Below are 21,900 nucleotides of genomic sequence, written 5' to 3' on the forward strand. Positions count from 1 at the left end.
TGGCCAACAATGTTGTCGGGTTACGCGCTTTGCGCTAACCCGACCTACGCACTGCTGGTGTAAACGAAAAATGCCCTGTCCGCAGACAGGGCAACCCGGAGTAAAGTACAGCGCGAGGGGATTAACCGGCGGCTTTGACTTTCAGCTCGTTCTTGATTTCTTTCACGCCGCTCACGGAAGCGACGATCTGCACGACGCGGTCACCCGCTTCGGCGCTCGGTACGTCGCCCGACAGGACGACCACACCTTGCTGGGTTGCTACCTTGACCGGCAGGGCAGCGGCTTGCGCATCGGCGCTCAGGGCGGCCTTGGCCGAGGAAGTGATGGTTTCATCAGGGACGGCAGCGGCAGCGTTGGCGGCCACGACGGTGTCAGCAGGAGCTTGTGCTTTTGGTGCGGAGTCAGCGGCATGCGAAGCGGTGATCGAGGCGCCCGACAGTACGATAGCGGCAACCAGGGTATTGAACAGTTTCGATGTTTGCATGGTAGTTCCTCTCAATGAAGTTAAAAGCTTCTTACTTGGATAAAGCAACACTTTGAAGCGTCACATCTACCCATACAGCAAGCGCCGTGCCAGCTTTTAAATTTCGTTTAAAATCAAGAACTTACATTCGATCTCGATTTTTCCGGCCCGTTTCGCGCCGATCTGGCCGGAAAAATGGGGTTTTTTGTCGCCTGGCAGCGACAGCTTGTGGCAAGACCGTCAATGTTTTACGCCAAGCCCCTGATTTTTAACGCTTTATTTTTGTCGCTATTCAGCGACAGGGTCGCCATCGGCCCGGAACAGGGCCGGCGTCAGCTCATATTTCTGCAATAAGCGGTAAAACTCCGTGCGGTTGCGGTCGGCCAGGCGGGCGGCATCGGCCACGTTGCCGTCCGTCAAGCGCAGCAACTGAATCAGATAGTCGCGCTCGAAGCGCTGCTTCGCTTCGTTATAGCTGAGCGCTTCCAGCGACGGCACGCGCAGCGCACGCTGCACCAGGGACAAGGGCACCAGCGGCGCCGTGGCCAGCGCGCACACTTGCTCGACGACATTGACCAGCTGGCGCACATTGCCGGGCCATGGCGCCGCCACCAGGGCAGTCAAGGCGTCGGGCGCGAAGCCGTTCAACGGTTTTTGATACTTGGCCGCCAGTTTCTGCAGGAAATGGTTCGCCAGCAGGGCGATGTCTTCGCGGCGCTCGGCCAGCGGCGGCAAGGTCAAGGTCACCACGTTGAGCCGGTAATACAGGTCTTCGCGGAATTGCCCTTCGGCCATCGCCACGTCGAGGTCGCGGTGCGTGGCCGACAGCAAGCGCACGTCTACCGGACGCGTCTGGTCGGCGCCGACGGGGCGCACGGCCCGCTCCTGCAGCACGCGCAGCAGTTTCACCTGCAGCGGCAAGGGCATGTCGCCGATCTCATCCAAAAACAGGGTGCCGCCATCGGCCGCCTGGAACAAGCCTTCGCGGTTGCCGACGGCGCCCGTAAACGATCCCTTCACGTGGCCAAACAATTCCGATTCCAGCAGCTGCTCGGGAATGGCGCCGCAGTTGACGGCGATGAATGGCGCCTTGGCGCGGCGGCTGGCGTTGTGCAGGGCGCGCGCCAGCAATTCCTTGCCCGTGCCGCTGGGACCGCGAATCAGGATGCTGGCGTCGGAGCCCGCCACCAGCTTGGCTTCGGCCAGCAGCTCGGCCATCTGTGAACTGCGGCTGATCAGCTCGGCGCGCCAGCTCTCGTCGCCGGACGCTTGCGCCGGCATGACGGTGGACAAGTTGATGGCATACGCCACTTTTTCCATCAGCAGCTTGCCGTCGAACGGTTTCGTCAGGTAGGCAAACGCGCCACGCGCCGTCGCGTCGACGGCGTCGGGAATGGTGCCGTGGGCCGTCAGCAGGATGACGGGCAGGGCCGAATGCTGGCGGCGGATTTCATCGAACAGGGCCAGGCCGTCGCGGCCCGGCAATTGCACGTCGGTAATGACCAGGGCCGGCAATTCCACGGCCAGGCGCGCCAGCGCCGCTTCCGCGCTGCCCACGGCCGTGACCCGATAATTGCCCGCCTTCAGGCGGATGGTCAGCAGGCGCAGCAGGTCGGGATCGTCGTCGACCAACAAGATGTGGGCATGCTCGCTCATTTCGGCGCTCCCGCGGCAGGGCGCACGGACAGGCTGCGCTCGATGTTTTTCAGCGCCTCGAGTTTTTCATTGAGCAAGTCGATGCGGCGCTGGGCGTCGCGCAACTGCGTGTTGAGCTTGTCGATGCTCTCTTCCTGACGGCGCAGCTCCGCATATTGGCTGCCCAGCAATTGCGCCAGCGGCGCCAGCAGTTGCGCATCCTTGCCCGTGGCCGTGGCCAGCGGTTCCAGCGAGGCTTGCGCGCGGGCCAGGTCGCCAGGGCCGCGCAAGGCCGCTTGCAGCATGGCACGGCGTATGGTGTTGTGCGGCGCATGGTCGGCTTTTGCCAGGTCCAGTTGCGCTTTTACCAGTTCCGACGGCGTCATCAGGCGCAGGGCGCTTTGATACGCGAGCAGTTCGGTCAGCTGGGGATCGGCCACCACCACGACGCGCGGCGGCGTTTGCACGAGCACGGGCGTCTGGACGGGGGGCTTGGCGGCGCAAGCGCCCAACAGCAATACGCAGGCGGCCATGGCGGCCAGGGAAATTCTCGTCATCATAAGGGCAGTTCTATCCGAAAATGCGCGCCGGCGGGGCGCGGTAAAAGAGTGACGCTGCCATCGTGGGCGGCGATATATTCGCGCACGATGGACAGGCCGATGCCATTGCCGTTACGCGCGCCGGCCGCCTGGCGCACTCCCTGGTAAAACGGTTCAAAAATACGCGCGGCATCCTCGGGCGCCACGCCGGCGCCCTCGTCGATGCAATCGATGCGCACGCGGCCGCCTGCGCAAGACAGGGCAAACCGCACGGTGCCGCCTTCCGGGCTGAAGCGCACGGCGTTCGACAGCAAATTCGCCAGGGCCGTCGCCAGCTTGTCGCGGTCGGCTTGCACGATCAGGGATACACCCTGCACCTCGACCGTCAACCGGCGCGCCAGCCATTGCAGGCGCTGCCCGGCCACCACATCTTGCAGCAAGACCAGCAAATCGACCTTGCTGTGCGCCAAGTGCTGGGCGTCAAAAGCGGCGGTATTGTAGCGCAGCAAGTCCTCGATCTGGGTTTGCAGGGACGCCGTGTTTTGCTGCAGGATGCCGGCGATTTCGCGCTGGCTATCGCTGAGCTTGCCTGCCACCTCGTCTTCCAGCAAGGCCACGCCTTCGCGCAGGGCCGCCAGCGGGGTTTTCAGCTCATGCGAAATATGGCGCAGAAAACGTTCCTTGTCGGCATCGAGGTCGGCCAGGCGCTGGCGCAGCCAGTCCAGCTGCTGGCCCAGGCGGCGCGTGTCGGCCGGGCCGCCGACGACGATGGGCTGGTCGTAGCGCTTGTCACCGAGGCGCTCGATGGCCGTCTCGATGCGGCGCAGCGGACGCGACAGCAGGAAGCCGAAGCAGGTGGCCAGCACGGCCGCCAGCAGCACGGCGCCGCCCACCAGCACGCCCAGCAGGCGGCGCTGGCGTTCCAGCTCGGCCAGCAGGGCGTCGTTGCGGCTGCCGATTTCCGTCTTGCTTTCGCGCGCCAGGCTGTCATTGATCTGCGTCATGCGGGCAAATGCGCGGTACACGACGGCGTGGCCATCGCGCTTGCGGCGCTTGCCTGCCTGTAAAACTTCCCAGGCCGATTGCGCCTGCACCGTCCATTCGTCGGCCAGCTGGGGAGCGAACTCGGGCGTGGCACGGTTCAGCACTTGCAGCGCCGCCGTCGCTTCGTCGCGGGCCGCCGCGAAGCGCTCGCGGAACACGGGATCATCGAGCACGAGAAACTGGCGCGCGCTGCGCTCCATGGCCAGTGTGCGCTCGGACAGGCGCTGCGACTGTTCCGTCAGGGCAATCGCCTGCGCCGCCGTCTCACGCCCCAGCCGCGCCAGGTGTTCGAGGGTCAGCAGGGCTTGCACGGAGGTGGCCGTCAAAATACCCGTCGTCAAAATGAAGGCGGCAAATAACAGTTGGCGAAAGGAAAGTCGGGACAAGGTAGGCGCCTTCGGTTCAGTCTGGAATGCAAAAGGCGCATGGTACGCTAAGCCTCCATTGCGGGGCGCCAGCTGTCAAAAATAGCCGATTTGGCAACCTTGTTGCTTTTGCGTCCCACAAGCAAGCGTCGGCGGCGGCGCGCAGATACTCCTAGTACAATAGGGAAAAACTTCATACAGGCATCAAAGTGGCCGCCGGCCCTGGCATTGCGCCATTTTGCCCCCACATGTGATGCAGCCCCACCGACACTCCGAATCACCTACCGCAGAGATCCCATACCGCATGAGCACATTTGAAAAAGTCAGCAGCAACTTCATTCCAGTCTTGCAGGCAACCATCGAGCAATATGTCGAGCCAGCAACGGGCATGCGCCATATCCACATGCATACCGAGCAGGCTGAGATGGTGTTCCTGGTGGCCTTTCCCACTGTGCCCGAAGTAAGCGACGGGCGCGCCCACATTCTCGAACACCTGGCCTTGTGCGGCTCGTCGCGCTACCCGGTGCGCGACCCGTTCTTCTCGATGCTGCGCCGCTCGACGGCCACGTTCATGAATGCGATGACCTATGCGGACCGCACCGTGTACCCGTTCGCCAGCACCGACCGCAAGGATTTCTTCAACCTGCTCGACGTGTACCTCGATGCGGCCTTCTTCCCGAACCTCGATTACCTGAATTTCCGCCAGGAAGGCTGGCGCCATGCGTTCGAAGGCGACAAGCTCGTGTACCAGGGCATCGTTTTCAATGAAATGAAGGGCGCTTTCAACAGCCCCATGCGCGCGCTCGACAGCGGCATCGCCAGTGCCTTGCTCAAAGGAACGACGTATGAAGTGGAATCGGGCGGCGACCCGCTCGACATCCCCGAACTGACGCATGACATGCTGAAAGCATTCCACGCCAGCCACTATCACCCTTCGCAAGCCGTGATCATGACCGCCGGCAATATCGAAGCGTCGGCCGTGCAGGAACAAGTCGCCGAGCGTGTGTTGTCCAAACTCAGCGGTTTCTCCGAACGCCGCCTGCCGCAGCTGGCGCCCGCGTGGACGGCGCCACAGGAAAACATCGTCAAGATTCCGTCGCAGGAAGCGCGCGACGATGAGTTCGGCCTGCAATTCGCCTGGCTGATGGGTGAGTCGAGCGACCCCATCGCCTATTACCACGCACATCTGCTGTCGCACGGCTTGCTCGGCGAATCGTCGGCGCCCGTCATGCGCGCCATGGAATCGGCCGGCTATGGCCGCCCATCGGACATGAATGGCCGCGACGCGGGCATCCGCCAGATGGTGTTCCACATCGGCATGGAAGGTTTAACCAAAGAACAGATCGCCGATGCGCACCAGCGCATCTGGACGGCCCTGGAAGAGACGGCGGAAGAGGGCATTCCCGCCGCCGTGCTGCACGCCGCCTTGCGCGACATCAAGTACAGCCAGCGCGAAATCAGCAGCGGCCGCATGCCTTACGGCCTGGGCCGCTTGCTGCACGCCTTGCCGCTGGCCATGTATGGCGGCGACGTGATGGACGCCTTCGACAATGCGGCCATCCTGGAAACCCTGGAACAGCAGATCGAGGATCCGGAATTCTTCAAACAGCTGGTGCGCGAGCTGATCGCCAATCCGACCCGCCTGACGACGCACGTGGTGCCCGACAGCGCCTACTTCACGGACCGCGCCGCGCAGGAAGACGCCAAGCTGGCGGCCCTGCAAGCGACGCTGACGGATGCCGAGCGCGAGCACATCGTGGCCGAGTCCGCCGCGCTGGAAGCACATCAGCAACTGCCATCGAATTCCGAAGTCTTGCCGCGCATCCGCCCTGGCGACGTCAGCGCCTTGCCGCGTCCGGCCTTGCCGATTCCTGCCGCCGTCGACGGCGCCGTGGCGTTCAGCATTGCTTCCAACGGCATCAGCTATGCCAACGTGCTGTACGACGTGTCGAATCTGCCGGAAGCGTCGTGGCCATGGCTGCGTTTGTACACGGACCTGGCGCCGGAACTGGGCGTGGGCGACATGTCGTTCGACGACGCCAGCGCCTGGCGCCAGAGCATGGTGCCCTCGTTCCACATCGGCCTGGAAGCCATTCCCCGTCCGCAACAAGCGATGCGCGTGGAACTGTCGTTCTCGGCCAGCGGCTTGCGCGAAGAACACGCGGCGATCGCCGCCGTGCTGTCGGCCTGGATCGCCAAGCCACGCTTCGATGAAGAAGAGCGCCTGGCTTTCCTGATCGAAAGCCTGGTGCAAGACAAACTCTCCAGCCTGGCCGAGTCCGGCAACCGCTACGCCATGCTGGCCTCGGCAGCACCGCTGTCGCCCACGCGCCGCTTCGACGACATCGTCGGCGGCCCGGCCGCCTTGCCGTTCTACCGCCGTTTGCAGCAGCTGAGCAAAACATCCGCAGGCTTGCAGGAAATCGCGCGCGAACTCGACACCCTGCACGCGCACATCATCGCCCAGCAACCGACCGTGCTGTGCGCAGGCCTGGAGCAGGATGGCATCACCCTGGCCCGTTTGCTGGAATTGCCTGCAGCGACCACAGATGCCATCGCACCGGCGGAAACCGTCGCACCGGCCGCTTTGCCGCTGGCCAACACGGCCCTGCATGCAACGAGCCAGATCAACCATTGCTTCGTTTCCTGGGCCGTGCCGGGCGTGCACAATCCGGACGCTTCGGCCCTGGCCGTCGCCGCCGAACTGATGACCAACCAGGTGCTGCATACGGCCCTGCGCGAAAAAGGCGGCGCGTATGGCGGCAGCGCCAGCTATGCGGCCGGTGCCGGCACGTTTACATTGAGTTCCTACCGCGATCCGCGCCTGGCCGGCACGTTCGCCGACTTCGGCACGACCCTCGATCAAATCCTCGACGGCGATTTCTCGCAAGAACAAGTGGAAGAAGCCATCATCTGCGTCATCAAGGGCCTCGACAAGCCGCACTCGCCGTACGCGGAAGCGCTGACGGCGTGGAACATGCAGCAGCGTGGCACGACGGAAGCCGTGCGCCAGCAATTCCGCACCGGCGTGCTCAATTGCACCCTGGACCAGATCAAGGCCGTCACGCGCACCTGGCTGAAAAACGGCCAGCCGAGCCGCGCCGCGTTTGCGGGCAATACGACGCAAGACCTGGCCGGGCTGGAAGTGGTCGATCTGCTGGCGCTGGCTTCTTAAGCTGGGCAGGCGGATCGTGTCGGATTACGCGGCGTGCCGCCGCTAATCCGACCTACGCTACTGCTATTGCGATATTGCGCTCGGTTCCATATACATCAACTCCCACTGATGCCCATCCGGATCCTGGAAACTATGTCCGTACATGAAGCCGAAATCCATCGGCTCCTTGTAGATGCTGCCGCCCGCCTGGACGGCCTTCGCCACCAGCTCATCGACTTCGCCGCGGCTCTCTGCCGACAAACACACGAGCACTTCCGTCGCCACCTTGGTGTCGCACAGCTGCTTGGGCGTAAATTGCTTGAATTTGTCGTGCGTCAACAGCATGACGAAAATGTCGTCGGCAACGATCATGCACGTCGCCGTTTCATCCGTGAAATGGGCATTGAAACTGAAGCCCAGCGCCGTGAAAAACGCGACGGAACGTTCCAGCGACTGGACGGGCAGATTGACAAATATTTTGCGGGCCATCATGTCTCCTTGTGGGTCGTATGAGTATGTGCTGCCCGCCGATTCTACACCGGCTATTCAGCCCTTCGAGCGCGCCACGGTCTTCGGCGCGTAGCCGAAATAGCGGCTGAACGCGGCGCTAAAATTGGCCGGGTAGCGATAGCCGGTTTGCCAGCCCGCCTGCGCCACCTGGCAACGATTTTCCAGCAGTAATTTTGCCCGCTGCATGCGCAGCGCCAGCAGGGTGCGCTGCGGGCTGTCGTTGTAGCGGTAGCGCCATCCCTGCTTGAGCTTGAACAAGCTCAGCCCCGCTTGCGCGCACAGGTAATCGAGCGTGAGTTCCTGCGCCATCTGTTCCTGCATCAGCGCGTGCACGCGTTCCAGTCTGGCGATATCGGTCTCGGACCAGCGCGGCACGGCAGAGGGTACCGGCCGCAGTGCCCGCAGCTGTTCCGCCAGCAGGCTGAGCACGCCGATATGCACGGCCAGCGGGTCCGTCGCGCGCAGCAGCGCGCGGGCGTGCTGGGTGGAGGCAGCCGTCGTGGCCGTATGCGCCAGCTGGCGCGCGCCGCCGTCGGGCAGCAGGGACGCCACACCTTCCGGCCAGTAGCGCGCCAGCGCCTCTTCGCCCACCAGTACCCGCAATTGCGCCGCCCGCTGATTCGCCTCGAACCGGCGCTCGCCGCTCGTGTGGCGAAACGCCGTCACCGTCGTATGGCCGCCCCGGAAACGCAATTGTTCGCCATCGCGCGTAACGTAGGCGGACGCGCCTTCCAGGCCGATGGTGATCACCATGCCGCCCGCGTCGTCATGCTTCGATTGCTCGACGAGCGCCAGCCGCGGGCGGTAATCGGAATGCACGAGCAGCAAGCCCTGGTCGACCTGGCGCTGGTCGGCGCGGCATTCGCCCATTCCCGGGTCCAGCTGGCGCCGCGTCCAGCCTGCCGCTTCCCTGTCCTGTTCCATCATCGCTCCTCCCTGTCCTTGCGCGCCGTCGCGCATACGAAATGCGCCGTGTCGCATACAAATGCAAATGATAATTATTCTCATTGTTGCATAAAATAGCTTCCATGCCCATCTCGCCGAAAGGAAGCACCATGCCATTCACGTCGCAACACACTTTACAGCCGTACTGGGACCTGGCCGTCGCGCCCGTGCAGGCGGACGGGCTGGCCGCCGCCTTGGAACTGGGCATTTTCGATGTGCTGGCCACGCCGCACACGCCGGCGCAGCTGGCCGACACCCTGTCGCTGCATGCGCCCCACACGGCCCTGCTCTTGGAACTGCTCTGGAGCATGCAGATGCTGGAGCGCGACGGGGTCGACGCAGATGCCCAGCGCTACCGCTGCACGGCCAGCACCTTGCAGTATTTCTGCCGCAACTCCGTGGCCTTTTGCGGCGACGCCTGGCTGTACCGGCTGCATGCGCTGCGCCACTTCGCGACGCAGCTCAGTACGCTGGTGCGCGACGGCGGCAAGGCGGCGCCGTACAGCACGGCCAATGGCATCAATTGGGCCGCCGCCGCACAGCAGCAAATCGGCCAGGAACAACGCGCCATCACCATGCGCGCGGCCCTGTCCGTGATGCAGCGCATCGCCCCGTTTGCGGACGGCAACACGCCCTTGCGCCTGCTCGACGTGGGCGGCGGGCCGGGCTGGGTTGCCATTGCGCTGGCGCAAGCCCATGCGGGCTTGCACGGCTGCGTTTTCGACTGGCCGGAAACGGTGGCCGTGGCGGCCGCCAACATCGCCCATGCGCAACTATCCGACCGCCTGGAAACGGTGGGCGGCGATCTGGGCTGCGACGATATCGGCAGCGATTACGATCTGATCTGGTGCTCGTCCGTGCTGCATTTCGTGCCCGACATGGCGGCCGCCTTGCGCAAGATGCAGGCGGCGTTAAAACCCGGTGGCGTACTCGTCTGCGTGCAGGCGGAAATCGCCCCGGCGCCGGGCGATGCGGCGCGCGTGCTGCCGTATTACTTGCCGATGCGCATGCTGGGCCGCACGGTGACACGGCACGGAGAATTGGCGCAGCTGCTGCGCGACACGGGCTGGAAGCAAGTGGAGCAATACGGCGCCAGCGATTTTCCCATGGCGCCCGTGCAAGTGCTGATTGCTCGTACCTAACAATTACCATTTGGTAATTATCTTTTTTATAGCAAAAAAGGATGCAAATGCGCTAAGCTGTGCCAGCATTGATCGATGTCATCCGCAGCACTCCGCTGCCTCCACAGGGAATCCATCATGAGTCTACATATCGCAGGGAAAGTCGTTGTCATCACCGGCGCCAGCAGCGGCCTGGGCGAAGCCACGGCGCGCCATCTGGCTGCGCTGGGCGCTTCTGTCGTGCTCGGTGCGCGCCGCATGGACTTGCTCACCACCATCGCCGAGGAAATCACGGCGGCCGGTGGTCAGGCCGCCATCGCCCAGACCGACGTCACGGTGCCTGCCGACGTCAAGAATTTGATCGACACGGCCCTGGCCGTGTTCGGCAAGGTCGACGTGCTGATCAACAATGCGGGGCTGATGGCCATCGCACCGATGAGCGCCTTGAAGGTCGACGAGTGGAACAACATGATCGATATCAACATCAAAGGCGTGTTGAATGGCATCGCCGCCGTCCTGCCGTATTTCCAGGCGCAAAACAGCGGCCACTTCATCAATATCTCGTCGGTGGCGGGACAAAAAGTCTTCAGTCCGGGCGGCACCGTCTACAGCGGCACCAAGTTTGCCGTCAGCGCCATTTCGGAAGGCTTGCGCCATGAGCTGGCGGCCAGCGGCGGCACCATCCGCACCACCACCATCTTGCCGGGCGCCGTGGACACGCCATTGAGCGAGGGCAGCAGCCACGCCGAGAGCGCCAAGGCCGTCAAGGAGTTCTACGAGATCGCCATTCCCGCCGCTTCGGTGGCGCACGCCATCGCATATGCGATCGAGCAGCCGGACGACGTGAGCATCAATGAAATCGTGCTGCGCCCGACGGCGCAGTCGTTCTAAGCCGCGTCTTGCTGCAGCGACTCGATGATCAGGTCCGCCAGCCGCTCGACGGGCGGCCTGCTCACTTGTGACGCACGCAGCAGTTCCAGCGACAGCGGGGGCAGGGCGGGCAAGCCGGCCGCCACGTGATCGAGCGCGCATACGGAAGACGGCAAGCCCAGGCCCGTGCGCACCGTCACGCCCAGCCCCGCTGCGGCCGCCGCCCACAGTCCCGCCAGGCTGGGACTGGTAAACGCCGTGCGCCAGGCGATGCCGGCCCGGTCCAGCGCCTGCGTGGCGCAGCGCTGGAACAGGCATTCGCGGTCAAACGCAATGAGCGGCAAAGGCTCGCCCGATTCGGGCCGCCAGGCCAGGCTGGACGAGGCGATCCAGCGCATGGCCGGTTCGGCGATATGCTGGCGCTGCTGCGGCGGATACTCGGCCACGTCGGCGATGCACGCGCCGCCCCACAGCAGGGCCAGGTCGAGCTGCCCCATGGCCAGGCCTTCCATCAAGGCCGTGTTGCGCGCCACGTGCGCCTCGATCCGCACTTTTGGATGCGCACGGGCAAAACGCCCCAGCACGTCAGGCAGCAAGGCTTCGCCAAAATCCTCCTGCAAGCCCAGCCTGATCCAGCCTTCCAGTTCCGCGCCGCGCAAGGCGACGGCCGCCTCGTCGTTGAGTTCCAGCAGGCGGCGCGCATAGCCGAGCAAGACTTCGCCGGCCGGCGTCAGCGCCAGTCCCCGCCCATCCTTGCGGAACAGGGGCATGCCCGCCTGCTCCTCGAGTTTTTTCAGCTGGGCGCTGACGGCCGAGGTGGAACGCCCCACCTTGTCCGCCGCGCGGGCAAAGCTGCCCAGCTCGATGCCAGCCACATAGCTGCGCAGAAAGGCGATGTCGAAATTCAGCAAGCTCATGGCATCAATACAATTGTCCGGTTTTATGGGATGGTTTAACGTAAATTATCTGATATTCAGAATGATCGTACTGCGCAACACTGTCAGGGTCAACCACTTTCCTGTCCTTGCCATGAGCACCAATTGCCAAGCTGTTCCTGTTCCTGTTCCTGTTCCTGTTCCTGTCCCCGTCACCACGCCCGCCTTGGGCGATGCCCACCGCTGGAAAGTGCTGGCCGTCGGCGTGGCGGCCAATGCCAGCTTTTCCGCCGCCGCCAATGGCATGCCCACCACGGCCATCTGGCTGCGCAGCGGCTATCACCTGAGCAATACGGAACTGGGGGTGGCGCTGGGCGCCATGGGTCTGGGCGTGGCCCTGACCGAATTGCCGTGGGGCATGGCCACCGACCGCTGGGGCGACCGCCCCGTGCTGCTGACCGGCTTGCTGGGCACCATGCTGGCGCTGTTGACCTTGCTGCTGTGGATCACGCCCGCTGACGGCGCCGTGCCGCCCCTATGGGCGCTGGCGGCCGGGCTGGCCCTGGTCGGCGTGCTGGGCGGCAGCGTGAATGGCGCCAGCGGCCGCGCCGTGATGCGCTGGTTCGGCGCCGGCGAACGGGGTTTCGCCATGAGCATCCGCCAGACGGCCGTGCCGTTCGGCGGTGGCCTCGGCGCCCTCGTCCTGCCCAGCCTGGCTTCACGCTATGGCTTCATGCCAGTATTTGGCGCCCTGGCCCTCGTATGCGGCCTGTCGGCGTTTTTTACGTGGCGCTGGATGCATGAGCCCGATTTCTCTGCCGAGGCCGCCACGGAGCCGCACAACGCTTCCACGGGCCTGATTGCGGTCCAGCCTGCGCGGCCCCTGCAGAATCGTAAAGTCTGGCGCATGGTGGCCGCCATCGGCTTGCTGTGCGTGCCGCAGTTTGCCGTGCTCAGCTATGCCACCGTGTTCCTGCACGACCATGGCCACCTGGGCCTGGCGGGAATCACGGCCGTGATGGTGGCCTTGCAAGTGGGCGCCATGGTGATGCGCATCTGGAGCGGACGCCACACGGACCGCCACGCGAACCGGCCCGCCTACCTGCGCGGCTCGGCCCTGGTGGCGCTGGCCACGTTCATGCTGCTGGGCATGGCCGCCGCGTGCGATGCGCCGGGCTGGGTCTTGATGAGCGCCGTGGTGCTGGCCGGCATCGCCGTGTCCGCCTGGCATGGCGTGGCCTACACGGAGCTGGCCACGGAAGCGGGCGGCGCCAACGCGGGCACGGCGCTGGGCATGGCAAACACGGCCGTCTACGTGGGCTTGTTCCTCACGCCGATTGCCATCCCGCATTTGCTGGCGGCCAGCAACTGGCCCGTCGTGTGGTGGCTGGCGGGGCTGGTGGCGCTGCTGGCCCGCCCGCTGTTTCCGAAAGCCTAGGGCAGCGCCCGGATCCGGTACACGCAGCGCATGGCATTGGCCAGCACGTGCTGCTCGCGCACGATGCTGGCGTTCGGTCCCACCACTTCCTGGAACAGCTGCAATTCGGAGCGGCAAAAGCCCTGGCAGGTGCGCGCGGCGGCGCAGATGGGGCAGTGGTCTTCGATCAGCAGCCAGTCGTCGCCGTCCGCCTCCACGCGCGCCATATAACCCTCTTCGTCGCGCACGGCCGCCAGTTGCCGCAGCCGCGTGGGCAAGTCCGGCGCCGAGCACGCCAGCGCATATGCGCCGCGGCTTTCCTCTTCACGCTGGGTAATTAATTTGTCCAGCCCCGCCTCGCCAAACAGCTGGCGCACGGATCCGATCAGCTTGATCGTCAGCTGCGCATGCGTGTCGGGAAAGCGCGCATTGCCCGCTTCCGTCAAGACCCAGTTCTGGCGCGGCCGGCCGGCGCCCGCCTGCGCTTCCTGGCGCCCCTCGATCAAACCCGCCGCCACCAGCTTTTGCACTTGCTGGCGCGCCGCCTCGCCCGTCATGTCCAGGGTCTTGGCCAGGGTCGCCGTGGAGACGGGTCCCTTGGTCTTGATGAAATACAGGATGCGCTCCGTCGTTTGCGGCGCCTCGCTATTATCCAAACGTTTACTTGTGTAATTCATTTCGCTCAACTATCATGGGGCCAGTTAACCAACTAATTGCTTGCATAATAGGCCGGTAGCTCCCCGCTGTCGAGGAGTTTCCACGTCCGCATGCCAGCAAGACACTCTTTGGACGGGAATCCCATGCAGCTGCAGCACTCGATCTGGCTGTTTCACGCCATCCTCGCTACCGGCCTGGCCACCTGGCTGACCCTGGCCGCGATCAACAACCTGCACGCCTTCCACGGCTCTGTCTGGGCCATCGGCAACACCATGCGCATGGACCCGCTGCGCCAGGACCCGACCATCCAGACGCCGCTGCTGCGCCGTGCGCTCACGTCCTTGAGCCTGCACCGGCTGGCGCTGGGCGTGGTGCTGGCCTTGCAATTGCTAGCCGCCATCGCCGCCTGGACGGGCGTGGCACTGTTCTTCGACACTTCCCTGACGCAGGCGCTGCCCTGGCTGAACCTTGCCTTGTGCGCCATGGCCGCCTTTTTGCTGCTGATGCACCTGGGCGGCCTGTGGTTCGGCTACTGGATCGCACAGGAAGGCTTGCAGACGACGCACCTGGTGCTGCTGCTGTGGACCCTCGGCCTGTTCTTTCTTTTCAACGCGCAGCGGACCTGATCAGCCTCCGCTGCGCCTCTTCTTCCCAGTTGTAAAGGACTTCATCATGAATACGAAAATCGTCGGCGCCTGCGCGCTGGCCATCGCCCTGGCCGTCGCCGGCGCCGTACTGTATCCGCGCGCTGAATCACAAGCCGCTGCGCATGCGGCCGATGCCGCCGCCTACCCCGCCACCAAGGTGGCGCTGGTGCCCGTCGTGCTGGGCACGCAGGAGCGCTACTTCGCTGGCGTAGGCGAACTGGAAGCGGCGCGCCAGGTGCAGGTGGCGGCCGAAACGGGCGGGCGCATCACGCGGATCCGCTTCGCATCGGGGCAAAGCGTGGCGGCCGGCGCCGTGCTGGTGCAGCTCAATGATGCGCCGGAACAGGCGGCCCTGCTGCGCCAGCGCGCGCAACTGAAAAACGCGGAAAGCAGCCATGCGCGCACCGCGCAGATGGTCAAGGAAAAGGCAGCCACGCAGGAGCAGCTCGATAGTGCGCTGGCAGCGCGCGATGCGGCGCTGGGCGACGTGCGCCAGACGCAGGCGCTGATCGCGCAAAAGACCATCCGCGCGCCGTTCGCCGGACAGCTGGGCATCCGCAAGGTGCACGCGGGCCAGTACCTGAACGCGGCCGACACGGTGGCCAGCCTGATCGACACGCAGTCGCTGATGGTGAACTTCGCCCTCGATGAACAGAGCAGCGCGAAACTGGCGCCAGGCCAGGCCGTGCAAGTGCTGGTGGACGCCTATCCCGATGACATCTTCACGGCCAAGATCAACGCCATCGACCCGCTGATCGCCCGTTCGCGCATGGTGCAGGTGCAAGCGGTGCTCGCCAATCCGCGCGGCGCGCTCAGAGCGGGGATGTACGCGAACGTGCGCGTGGCGCGTGAGGCGGGCCAGCAGTTGACGGTGCCGGAAACGGCCGTGACCTACAGCGCGTATGGCGACACGGTCTTCGTCGCGCAGCAGGAAGGGAAACAGCCGCTCACCGTCAAGCGCGTGGGCGTGAAACTGGGCGAGCGGGCAGGGGGCCGGATCGCCATCCTGGACGGCTTGCGCGAAGGCCAGCGCGTGGTCGCTTCGGGCCAGCTGAAACTGGCCGACGGCATGGCCGTGCAAGCGGTCGCCAATACCCTGGACGAAGTAAAACGCGCCGCGCCCAAAACCGGCTCGTAAAGGAAAACATCACCATGAAATTTACCGATTTATTCGTACGCCGCCCCGTGCTGGCGCTGGTGATCAGTACCTTGATTCTGATGCTGGGCGTGGTCGCCATCCTGCAACTGCCGATCCGTCAATACCCGATGCTCGAATCGTCGACCATCACGGTGAAAACCACGTATCCGGGCGCTTCGGCGGAACTGATGCAGGGCTTTGTCACGCAGCCGATCGCGCAAGCCGTATCGTCGGTGGAGGGCATCGATTACCTCACCTCGTCATCGGTGCAGGGCAGCAGCACGGTCACCGTGCGCATGGAATTGAACCGCGATTCCACGCAGGCGTTGACGGAAGTGATGGCCAAGGTCAACCAGGTGCGCTACAAGCTGCCCGAAGGGGCTTTCGACCCCGTCATCGAACGCTCGGCCGGCGATTCCTCGGCCGTCGCCTATGTCGGCTTTGCCAGCGAGAGCGTGTCCGCGCCCGCGCTGACGGACTACCTGGCGCGCGTCGTGCAGCCGATGTTCGCCACCATCGACGGCGTGGCGAAAGTCGACGTATATGGCGGCCAGCAGTTGGCCATGCGCCTGTGGATCGACCCGGCGAAACTGGCGGCGCGCGGATTGACGGCGGCCGATGTGGCCGACGCCGTACGGCGCAATAACTACCAGGCGGCGCCCGGCAAAGTCAAAGGACAATTCGTCGTCTCGAACATCAGCGTCAACACGGATCTGACCAGCGTGGCGGAGTTCCGCGACATGGTCATACGCAAGGGCGGCGATGACAGCGCGTCGCTCGTGCGTCTGAAAGACGTGGGCACGGTGGAACTGGGCGCGGCCGCCACGGAGACGAGCGGCATCATGGACGGCGTGCCGGCCGTGTACCTGGGCCTGTCGCCCACACCAGGCGGCAATCCGCTGGTGATCGTCGACGGCATCAAGAAGCTGCTGCCCGAAATCCAGAAAACCCTGCCGCCGGGCGTAAAAGTCGAACTGGCGTTCGAGACGGCGCGCTTCATCCAGTCGTCCATCGACGAGGTGGCGCATACCCTGCTCGAAGCACTGCTGATCGTCGTCATCGTCATCTACCTGTGCATGGGTTCCTTGCGCTCCGTGCTGATACCCGTCGTGACGATCCCGTTGTCGATGCTGGGCGCGGCGGCGCTGATGCTGGCCTTCGGCTTCAGCATCAATTTATTGACCCTGCTGGCCATGGTGCTGGCCGTGGGCCTGGTGGTCGATGATGCCATCGTCGTGGTGGAAAACGTCCATAGGCATATCGAGGAAGGCAAGACGCCCGTGGCGGCCGCCCTCGTCGGCGCGCGCGAAGTGGCCGGCCCCGTGATCGCCATGACGATCACCCTGGCCGCCGTGTATGCGCCGATCGGCATGATGGGGGGACTCACGGGTGCGCTGTTCAAGGAATTCGCGCTCACGCTGGCCGGCGCCGTGGTGGTGTCGGGCGTGGTGGCCTTGACCTTGTCGCCCGTGATGAGCTCCCTGCTGCTGCAGCCCAAACAATCGGAAGGGCGCATGGCACGCGCCGCCGAGCATTTCTTCGAAGGCTTGACCAGCCGCTATGCGCGCCTGCTGGACCGCTCGCTGCACCACCGCTGGCTCAGTGCCGGTTTCGCCGCGCTGGTGATGGTCAGTTTGCCGTTTTTATACCTGCTGCCGCAGCGCGAACTGGCGCCGGCGGAAGACCAGGCCAGCGTACTGACGGCGATCAAGGCGCCGCAACACGCCAACCTCGATTACGTCGAGCGCTTTTCGTACAAGCTCGATGCCATCTACAAAAATATCCCGGAAACGGACTCGCGCTGGATCATCAACGGCGGCGAAGGGCCGGCATCGAGCATCGGCGGCATCAACCTGACGCCGTGGGCCGAACGCGCGCGCAATGCGGCCGTCATCCAGGCCGAATTGCAGCATGCCGTGGGCGACGTGGAAGGCACGAGCATCTTCGCCTTCCAGCTGGCGCCCTTGCCGGGATCGAGCGGTGGCTTGCCCGTGCAGATGGTACTGCGCAGCGCGCAGGATTACGCCACCCTGTTCCGCACCATGGAAGACGTCAAGCAGCGCGCGCGCGACAGCGGCCTGTTCGCCGTCGTCGACAGCGACCTCGATTACAACAACCCGGTGGTCAAAGTGCGCGTGGATCGTTCAAAAGCCAACAGCCTGGGCATCCGCATGCAGGATATCGGCGAGTCGCTGGCCGTGCTGGTGGGTGAAAATTACCTGAACCGCTTCGGCATGGATGGCCGCGCGTATGACGTCATCGCGCAAAGCCCGCGCGAACAGCGGCTCACGGCGCAAGCCCTGACGCAGCAGTACGTGCGCGCCGACGATGGCAGCCTGCTGCCCCTGTCCGCCGTCGTGTCTGTGAGCGAACAGATCGAACCGAACATGCTGACGCAGTTCAACCAGCAAAATGCGGCCACCTTCCAGGGCGTGCCCGCGCCGGGCGTGACCCTCGGCGACGCCGTCGCCTTCCTCGATGGCGTGGCCAAGACCCTGCCGCCGGGCTTCAGCTATGACTGGCAGTCGGACGCGCGCCAGTTCGCCACGGAAGGCAATGCGCTGTTGCTGGCCTTTTTGGCGGCCGTCGTCGTCATCTACCTGGTGCTGGCGGCGCAGTATGAAAGCCTGACGGACCCTTTGATCATCCTGATCACGGTGCCGCTGTCGATCTGCGGCGCGCTGATTCCGCTGGCCCTCGGCTACGCCACCGTCAACATCTACACGCAGATCGGTCTCGTGACCCTGATCGGCTTGATCAGCAAACACGGCATCCTGATGGTGGAATTTGCCAACGAATTGCAGGTGCATGAACAGCTGGACCGCATCACGGCCATCCGCAAGGCGGCGCAGATCCGCTTGCGCCCGATTTTGATGACGACGGCCGCCATGGTGGTGGGCCTGGTGCCGCTGCTGTTCGCCTCGGGCGCGGGCGCCAACAGCCGCTTCGGCCTCGGTGTGGTGATCGTCTCGGGCATGTTGATCGGCACCTTCTTTACCCTGTTCGTGCTGCCCACCGTCTACACCTTTCTGGCCCGCCGCCACACGGCCGACCATGCCACGCCGCGTGCGCGCGATTTGTCGCAGGCGCTGAAGGAATCCCCATGAAACATTACCGTTATCTTATCGCCCTTTTCCCCGTGCTGGCCGGCTGCGCCGTCAGCCCCGCCTATGTCACGCCGGGCACGCCCGCCATCCATTTGGCCAGTCCGCAGCAAGCGCTATTCGCACCCGGCGCGAGCGCCGTCAGCGAGGCCGCCTGGTGGACGTTTTTCGACGATGCGCGCCTGTCGCGGCTGATCACCAGCGCGCTCGAACACAACCTCGATATCGCCCAGGCGCAGGCGAATCTGCTGGCCGCGCGTGCCGTTTTCGACGAACGCCGGCTCGATGAACTGCCCACCGTCACGGGCCAGGCAGGATGGCAGCGCGCAGTCAAGCAGGACACGCCAGACAGCCGCGCCGCCAGCGCCAGCACGCGCATAGGGTTCGACGCGCAATGGGAGATCGACCTGTTCGGCCGCCTCGGGCACATGAGCCGTTCGGCGCAGGCGCGCGCCGACGCGGCGCAGGCGGACTTGCGGCAAGTGCAGCTGACGATCGCCGCCGAAGTGGCGCGCAATTACTACGAGGCGCTGGGCTACCAGCAAAACCTGGCGCTGACGCAGGCGCAGGTGCACAGCTGGCGCGATACGGTGGCATTGACCGACGCGCGCATCCGCGCCGGCAGCGGCTTGCCGGAAGAGCGCCATAACGCGCTGGCCAACCTGGCGCGCAGCGAGGCGATGCTGCCGCCCTTGCAAGCGGGTTTACTCCAGGCGCAGTACCGGCTCGATGTCTTGAGCGGTCAAACCCCGGGCGCCATCGCGCTGGCGACCACGCCGCGGCAACAGGCGCCGCTGGCGGGCCAGCTGCCGCTCGGCGACGTGAACCGCCTGATCAAGCAGCGTCCCGACGTGGTGCGCGCCGAGCGCCTGCTTGCCGCCTCCAGCGAAGACGTGGGGGCCGCCACGGCCGACCTGTATCCGCGCCTGAGCCTGGGCGGTTTCCTCGGCTTCTTTGCGCTGCGCGGCAGCGGTGTATTCGACGGCGGCACGCGCGCGTTCGAGGTGACGCCATCGGTCAGCTATCCGGCCTTCCGCCTGGGCAGCGTCAAGGCACGCTTGCGCGGCACGCAGGCCGAAGCGCAAGGTGCCTTGGCGCGCTATGAGCAGACGATGTTATTGGCGCAGGAAGACGTGGAAAACGCCGTCACGCAACTGGCGGAAAACCAGACGCGATTGGCGTCCCTGCTGCAGTCGGCGCGCCATGGCAACGCGGCCCTCGGCATCGCCAGCACGCGCTATCACGGTGGTTCCGGCAGCTACCAGGCCGTGCTGGAAAACCAGCGCGCCTTGTACGATATCCGGCGCGAAGCGCTGCTGGCGGAAACGGCGTCCTACATCGATGCGATTGCCCTGTACAAGGCGCTGGGATGGGGGCAAACTATGTAGTATTTTCGATCAAAAGGAGAGACGATGTTCACGCAAGGTAGCTGGCTCAATGCACCGGAAAACTGGTCCGCCGACGGCGCGCAATTGCGCGTGACGACGGACGCCAACACGGATTTCTGGCGCAAGACCTCGTATGGTTTTATCCGCGACAGCGGCCACTTTTTCGGCACCGGCATCGAGGGCGATTTCACGGCGCAGCTGCATGTGTCGGCGCAGTACGCAGCGCTGTACGACCAGGCGGGCCTGATGGTGCGCATCGATGCGGAAAACTGGATCAAGTGCGGCGTCGAATTTTCCGACGGTCAGCTCTTGTTGAGCACCGTGCTGACGGTCGATACATCCGATTGGGCCGTCAGCCTGGCGCCCGCCATGCCGGACGGTTTCTGGCTGCGCGTGACGGTGGAAAAAGGCGCCATCCGCGTGCAGTATTCGACCGATGGCAAGCTGTGGCCGCTGCTGCGCCTGGCGCCGTTTCCCGTGGCATCGCGCTACCTCGTCGGCCCCATGTGCTGCACGCCGGAACGCGCTGGACTTGAAGTCGTGTTTTCGCAGTTTTCCACCGGCCCGGCGCTGCAAAAAGACTTGCACGATCTCAGTTGAGTGGCCGTGTGTGCGTGGTGGATCAGGCGGCGGAATCGAGCCACTGATTCTCGACACACCATTGCCGCACGTCGGCGGTCAATTGTGCTGAAACCGGCTGGAGTCCCGGGAGTTTTTTCTCGTATTTCCGGATGCTGGCTGCAAAAAAAGTGAAGAAAGCGGCGCCGATCAATTTGCGTTGTCCCGGCGTGTCTTTTTTCACCGGCACGAAGTCTTCCTCGTCCATGGCGATATCGAGGCCGAACATGTTGTCGCTGGCGTAGTAACGGCAAAAGGTTTTTCTCTGCAAGTCTTTCGGCACGCAGCGCAGGCACACAAACAATTCCCAGTCGAGGGCAGGATATTTTTCTTCCATCAAGGGACCAAGCTGCCGCAGTTCATGACCAATGTCAAAGACCTTGGTCCAGCTTGGCGAGTCCGATGTCGTGTCTATGCGCATCTTTGTTTTCTCCGAATGCAGGAACCGCATGATACGCACATCGTGCTTCCGGCAGCGCACACGCACAGCGCCATCAGCTCAAGGCCGTATCGAGCACCATCATCAGGAGAAAACCAAACACCAGCGCGATACTGGAAAAACCGCCATTGCCGCTGCGCTGCGCCTCGGGAATGGCGTCGTGCACGATGACGAACAGCATGGCGCCGGCGGCCGCCGCCAGTCCCCACGGCAGCAGGGCGGACGAGAGGCCGATCAGGGCCAGGCCCGCCAGCGCCGCCACGGGTTCAACCAGGCCGGAGGCGGCGCCCATGGCCACCGACAGACGCCGGCTGTAACCCACGCTGCGCAGCGCCAGCGCCACGACCAGGCCTTCGGGCACGTCCTGGATAGCGATGCCGGCTGCCAGCGCATTGGCGCGTTCCAACTCCACGCCGGCATAGCCGACGCCGATCGCCAGTCCCTCGGGCAGGTTGTGCAAAGTGACGGCCAGCACAAAAATCCACACTCTTTTCAGGCTGCTGGCGGCGACGGGCGCGCCGTGCTGCACGCGTTCGCGCACCACCAGGTTGAGCGCCACGATCAGCAGCATGCCCAGGCCCATGGCAAAGGCCACCAGCAGGCTGGCGTGCATGGGCGTTGCCACGCGCTGCCTGGCCGCCGCCAGCGCCGGCAGCACCAGTGAAAACGCGGTGGCCGCCAGCATCACGCCGGCGCCAAAACCGAGGAAGCAGTCGTAGTTGCGCTGCGAAAATTTGTGCGACAGCAGCACCGGCACGGTCCCCAACGCCGTGGCGGCTGCCGCCATGCTGCCGCCGATCAGGGCCGGCTCCAGATGGGCATGGCGCAGCGCCAGCTCGGTCGCCAGCGCGTACAGCAACCACAGCGCGCCACCGCCGCACAAGGCAAAGCCCAGTGCCTGGGGCCAGGACCAGTGTCTGGCCAGGGCCTGCAGCGCGCGCGGCGTATTCACGCTGGTGGTGCCCGGCCAG

General features: G+C 64.6%; 19 protein-coding genes. 9 read left to right on the forward strand and 10 right to left on the reverse strand.

Annotated features, from left to right (window positions below; all coding sequences use genetic code 11):
- Positions 1–121: 121 nt before the first annotated feature.
- The 4 genes from V3C40_RS17910 to V3C40_RS17925 all read right to left on the reverse strand — a co-directional run bounded on the left by V3C40_RS17910 (position 122) and on the right by V3C40_RS17925 (position 4,067).
- Positions 122–484, reverse strand: a complete 363-nt coding sequence (locus V3C40_RS17910) for a BON domain-containing protein (RefSeq protein ID WP_034752546.1) — start codon at positions 482–484, stop codon at positions 122–124.
- A gap of 267 nt (positions 485–751) precedes the next feature.
- The gene (locus V3C40_RS17915; RefSeq protein ID WP_034752548.1) at positions 752–2,119 is read right to left on the reverse strand and encodes a sigma 54-interacting transcriptional regulator; all 1,368 of its coding nucleotides are present in this window, start codon (positions 2,117–2,119) and stop codon (positions 752–754) included.
- The gene (locus tag V3C40_RS17920; RefSeq protein ID WP_070303183.1) at positions 2,116–2,658 is read right to left on the reverse strand and encodes a hypothetical protein; all 543 of its coding nucleotides are present in this window, start codon (positions 2,656–2,658) and stop codon (positions 2,116–2,118) included. The genes V3C40_RS17915 and V3C40_RS17920 overlap by 4 nt, the downstream gene beginning before the upstream one ends.
- A complete protein-coding gene (locus tag V3C40_RS17925; RefSeq protein ID WP_070303184.1) occupies positions 2,655–4,067 on the reverse strand; it encodes a HAMP domain-containing sensor histidine kinase in 1,413 nt (470 codons plus the stop codon). The genes V3C40_RS17920 and V3C40_RS17925 overlap by 4 nt, the downstream gene beginning before the upstream one ends.
- Positions 4,068–4,350: 283 nt before the next feature.
- On the opposite strand from V3C40_RS17925, the gene V3C40_RS17930 reads away from it, so the two are divergent.
- The gene (locus V3C40_RS17930) at positions 4,351–7,221 is read left to right on the forward strand and encodes an insulinase family protein (RefSeq protein ID WP_331778157.1); all 2,871 of its coding nucleotides are present in this window, start codon (positions 4,351–4,353) and stop codon (positions 7,219–7,221) included.
- A gap of 63 nt (positions 7,222–7,284) precedes the next feature.
- Here V3C40_RS17930 and V3C40_RS17935 read toward each other — a convergent pair whose 3' ends face one another.
- Together V3C40_RS17935 and V3C40_RS17940 are read right to left on the reverse strand one after the other, a co-directional pair.
- Positions 7,285–7,689 (reverse strand): VOC family protein, encoded by a 405-nt coding sequence (locus V3C40_RS17935; protein ID WP_319992287.1) that lies wholly within the window; start codon positions 7,687–7,689, stop codon positions 7,285–7,287.
- 57 nt (positions 7,690–7,746) lie between these two features.
- Entirely contained in the window at positions 7,747–8,637 is an 891-nt protein-coding gene (locus V3C40_RS17940) for a helix-turn-helix domain-containing protein (protein ID WP_331778158.1), read from the reverse strand.
- A gap of 128 nt (positions 8,638–8,765) precedes the next feature.
- On the opposite strand from V3C40_RS17940, the gene V3C40_RS17945 reads away from it, so the two are divergent.
- The gene (locus V3C40_RS17945) at positions 8,766–9,797 is read left to right on the forward strand and encodes a methyltransferase domain-containing protein (RefSeq protein WP_331778159.1); all 1,032 of its coding nucleotides are present in this window, start codon (positions 8,766–8,768) and stop codon (positions 9,795–9,797) included.
- A 117-nt stretch (positions 9,798–9,914) separates the two neighbouring features.
- On the forward strand, positions 9,915–10,667 hold the full coding sequence (locus V3C40_RS17950; RefSeq protein ID WP_331778160.1) for an SDR family oxidoreductase: 753 nt from the start codon (positions 9,915–9,917) through the stop codon (positions 10,665–10,667).
- On the opposite strand, the gene V3C40_RS17955 is transcribed toward V3C40_RS17950, so the two are convergent.
- The gene (locus tag V3C40_RS17955; RefSeq protein WP_034752566.1) at positions 10,664–11,563 is read right to left on the reverse strand and encodes a LysR substrate-binding domain-containing protein; all 900 of its coding nucleotides are present in this window, start codon (positions 11,561–11,563) and stop codon (positions 10,664–10,666) included. The two genes, V3C40_RS17950 and V3C40_RS17955, sit on opposite strands and share 4 nt — an antisense overlap.
- Positions 11,564–11,675: 112 nt before the next feature.
- Between V3C40_RS17955 and V3C40_RS17960 the strand changes: the two genes are divergently transcribed.
- Complete coding sequence (locus V3C40_RS17960; RefSeq protein WP_331778161.1) at positions 11,676–12,959, forward strand: MFS transporter; 1,284 nt, start codon at positions 11,676–11,678, stop codon at positions 12,957–12,959.
- Here V3C40_RS17960 and V3C40_RS17965 read toward each other — a convergent pair.
- A complete protein-coding gene (locus V3C40_RS17965) occupies positions 12,956–13,615 on the reverse strand; it encodes a helix-turn-helix transcriptional regulator (protein WP_331778162.1) in 660 nt (219 codons plus the stop codon). The genes V3C40_RS17960 and V3C40_RS17965 overlap by 4 nt on opposite strands.
- A gap of 123 nt (positions 13,616–13,738) precedes the next feature.
- Here V3C40_RS17965 and V3C40_RS17970 point away from each other — a divergent pair, with 123 nt between their 5' ends.
- The 5 genes from V3C40_RS17970 to V3C40_RS17990 are packed head-to-tail and all read left to right on the forward strand — an operon-like array spanning position 13,739 to position 20,472.
- Positions 13,739–14,221, forward strand: coding sequence for a DUF2165 family protein (locus V3C40_RS17970; protein ID WP_331778163.1), 483 nt, complete (start codon positions 13,739–13,741; stop codon positions 14,219–14,221).
- 46 nt (positions 14,222–14,267) lie between these two features.
- Positions 14,268–15,380, forward strand: a complete 1,113-nt coding sequence (locus tag V3C40_RS17975) for an efflux RND transporter periplasmic adaptor subunit (protein ID WP_331778164.1) — start codon at positions 14,268–14,270, stop codon at positions 15,378–15,380.
- 14 nt (positions 15,381–15,394) lie between these two features.
- Entirely contained in the window at positions 15,395–18,487 is a 3,093-nt protein-coding gene (locus V3C40_RS17980) for a MexW/MexI family multidrug efflux RND transporter permease subunit (protein WP_331778165.1), read from the forward strand.
- Positions 18,484–19,872: a TolC family protein gene (locus V3C40_RS17985; protein WP_331778166.1), complete on the forward strand. Its 1,389-nt coding sequence runs from the start codon at positions 18,484–18,486 to the stop codon at positions 19,870–19,872. The genes V3C40_RS17980 and V3C40_RS17985 overlap by 4 nt, the downstream gene beginning before the upstream one ends.
- 24 nt (positions 19,873–19,896) lie before the next feature.
- The gene (locus tag V3C40_RS17990) at positions 19,897–20,472 is read left to right on the forward strand and encodes a DUF1349 domain-containing protein (RefSeq protein ID WP_331778167.1); all 576 of its coding nucleotides are present in this window, start codon (positions 19,897–19,899) and stop codon (positions 20,470–20,472) included.
- Positions 20,473–20,494: 22 nt separating this feature from the next.
- On the opposite strand, the gene V3C40_RS17995 is transcribed toward V3C40_RS17990, so the two are convergent.
- Positions 20,495–20,911 (reverse strand): hypothetical protein, encoded by a 417-nt coding sequence (locus V3C40_RS17995; RefSeq protein WP_034752584.1) that lies wholly within the window; start codon positions 20,909–20,911, stop codon positions 20,495–20,497.
- Positions 20,912–20,984: 73 nt separating this feature from the next.
- On the reverse strand, positions 20,985–21,881 hold the full coding sequence (locus V3C40_RS18000) for a ZIP family metal transporter (RefSeq protein WP_051991321.1): 897 nt from the start codon (positions 21,879–21,881) through the stop codon (positions 20,985–20,987).
- Positions 21,882–21,900: the final 19 nt, after the last annotated feature.

The sequence above is a fragment of the Janthinobacterium sp. LS2A genome (genome assembly GCF_036543145.1).
GTDB classification, from domain to species: Bacteria; Pseudomonadota; Gammaproteobacteria; order Burkholderiales; family Burkholderiaceae_D; genus Janthinobacterium; species Janthinobacterium aestuarii.

Excerpts from the sequence above, each read along its gene's own strand:
- V3C40_RS17910 (WP_034752546.1), bottom strand. The coding sequence starts at position 484 with ATGCAAACATCGAAACTGTTCAATACCCTGGTTGCCGCTATCGTACTG.
- V3C40_RS17915 (WP_034752548.1), bottom strand. The coding sequence starts at position 2,119 with ATGAGCGAGCATGCCCACATCTTGTTGGTCGACGACGATCCCGACCTG.
- V3C40_RS17920 (WP_070303183.1), bottom strand. The coding sequence starts at position 2,658 with ATGATGACGAGAATTTCCCTGGCCGCCATGGCCGCCTGCGTATTGCTG.
- V3C40_RS17930 (WP_331778157.1), top strand. The coding sequence starts at position 4,351 with ATGAGCACATTTGAAAAAGTCAGCAGCAACTTCATTCCAGTCTTGCAG.
- V3C40_RS17935 (WP_319992287.1), bottom strand. The coding sequence starts at position 7,689 with ATGGCCCGCAAAATATTTGTCAATCTGCCCGTCCAGTCGCTGGAACGT.
- V3C40_RS17940 (WP_331778158.1), bottom strand. The coding sequence starts at position 8,637 with ATGATGGAACAGGACAGGGAAGCGGCAGGCTGGACGCGGCGCCAGCTG.
- V3C40_RS17945 (WP_331778159.1), top strand. The coding sequence starts at position 8,766 with ATGCCATTCACGTCGCAACACACTTTACAGCCGTACTGGGACCTGGCC.
- V3C40_RS17950 (WP_331778160.1), top strand. The coding sequence starts at position 9,915 with ATGAGTCTACATATCGCAGGGAAAGTCGTTGTCATCACCGGCGCCAGC.
- V3C40_RS17955 (WP_034752566.1), bottom strand. The coding sequence starts at position 11,563 with ATGAGCTTGCTGAATTTCGACATCGCCTTTCTGCGCAGCTATGTGGCT.
- V3C40_RS17960 (WP_331778161.1), top strand. The coding sequence starts at position 11,676 with ATGAGCACCAATTGCCAAGCTGTTCCTGTTCCTGTTCCTGTTCCTGTT.
- V3C40_RS17965 (WP_331778162.1), bottom strand. The coding sequence starts at position 13,615 with ATGAATTACACAAGTAAACGTTTGGATAATAGCGAGGCGCCGCAAACG.
- V3C40_RS17970 (WP_331778163.1), top strand. The coding sequence starts at position 13,739 with ATGCAGCTGCAGCACTCGATCTGGCTGTTTCACGCCATCCTCGCTACC.
- V3C40_RS17975 (WP_331778164.1), top strand. The coding sequence starts at position 14,268 with ATGAATACGAAAATCGTCGGCGCCTGCGCGCTGGCCATCGCCCTGGCC.
- V3C40_RS17980 (WP_331778165.1), top strand. The coding sequence starts at position 15,395 with ATGAAATTTACCGATTTATTCGTACGCCGCCCCGTGCTGGCGCTGGTG.
- V3C40_RS17985 (WP_331778166.1), top strand. The coding sequence starts at position 18,484 with ATGAAACATTACCGTTATCTTATCGCCCTTTTCCCCGTGCTGGCCGGC.
- V3C40_RS17990 (WP_331778167.1), top strand. The coding sequence starts at position 19,897 with ATGTTCACGCAAGGTAGCTGGCTCAATGCACCGGAAAACTGGTCCGCC.
- V3C40_RS17995 (WP_034752584.1), bottom strand. The coding sequence starts at position 20,911 with ATGCGCATAGACACGACATCGGACTCGCCAAGCTGGACCAAGGTCTTT.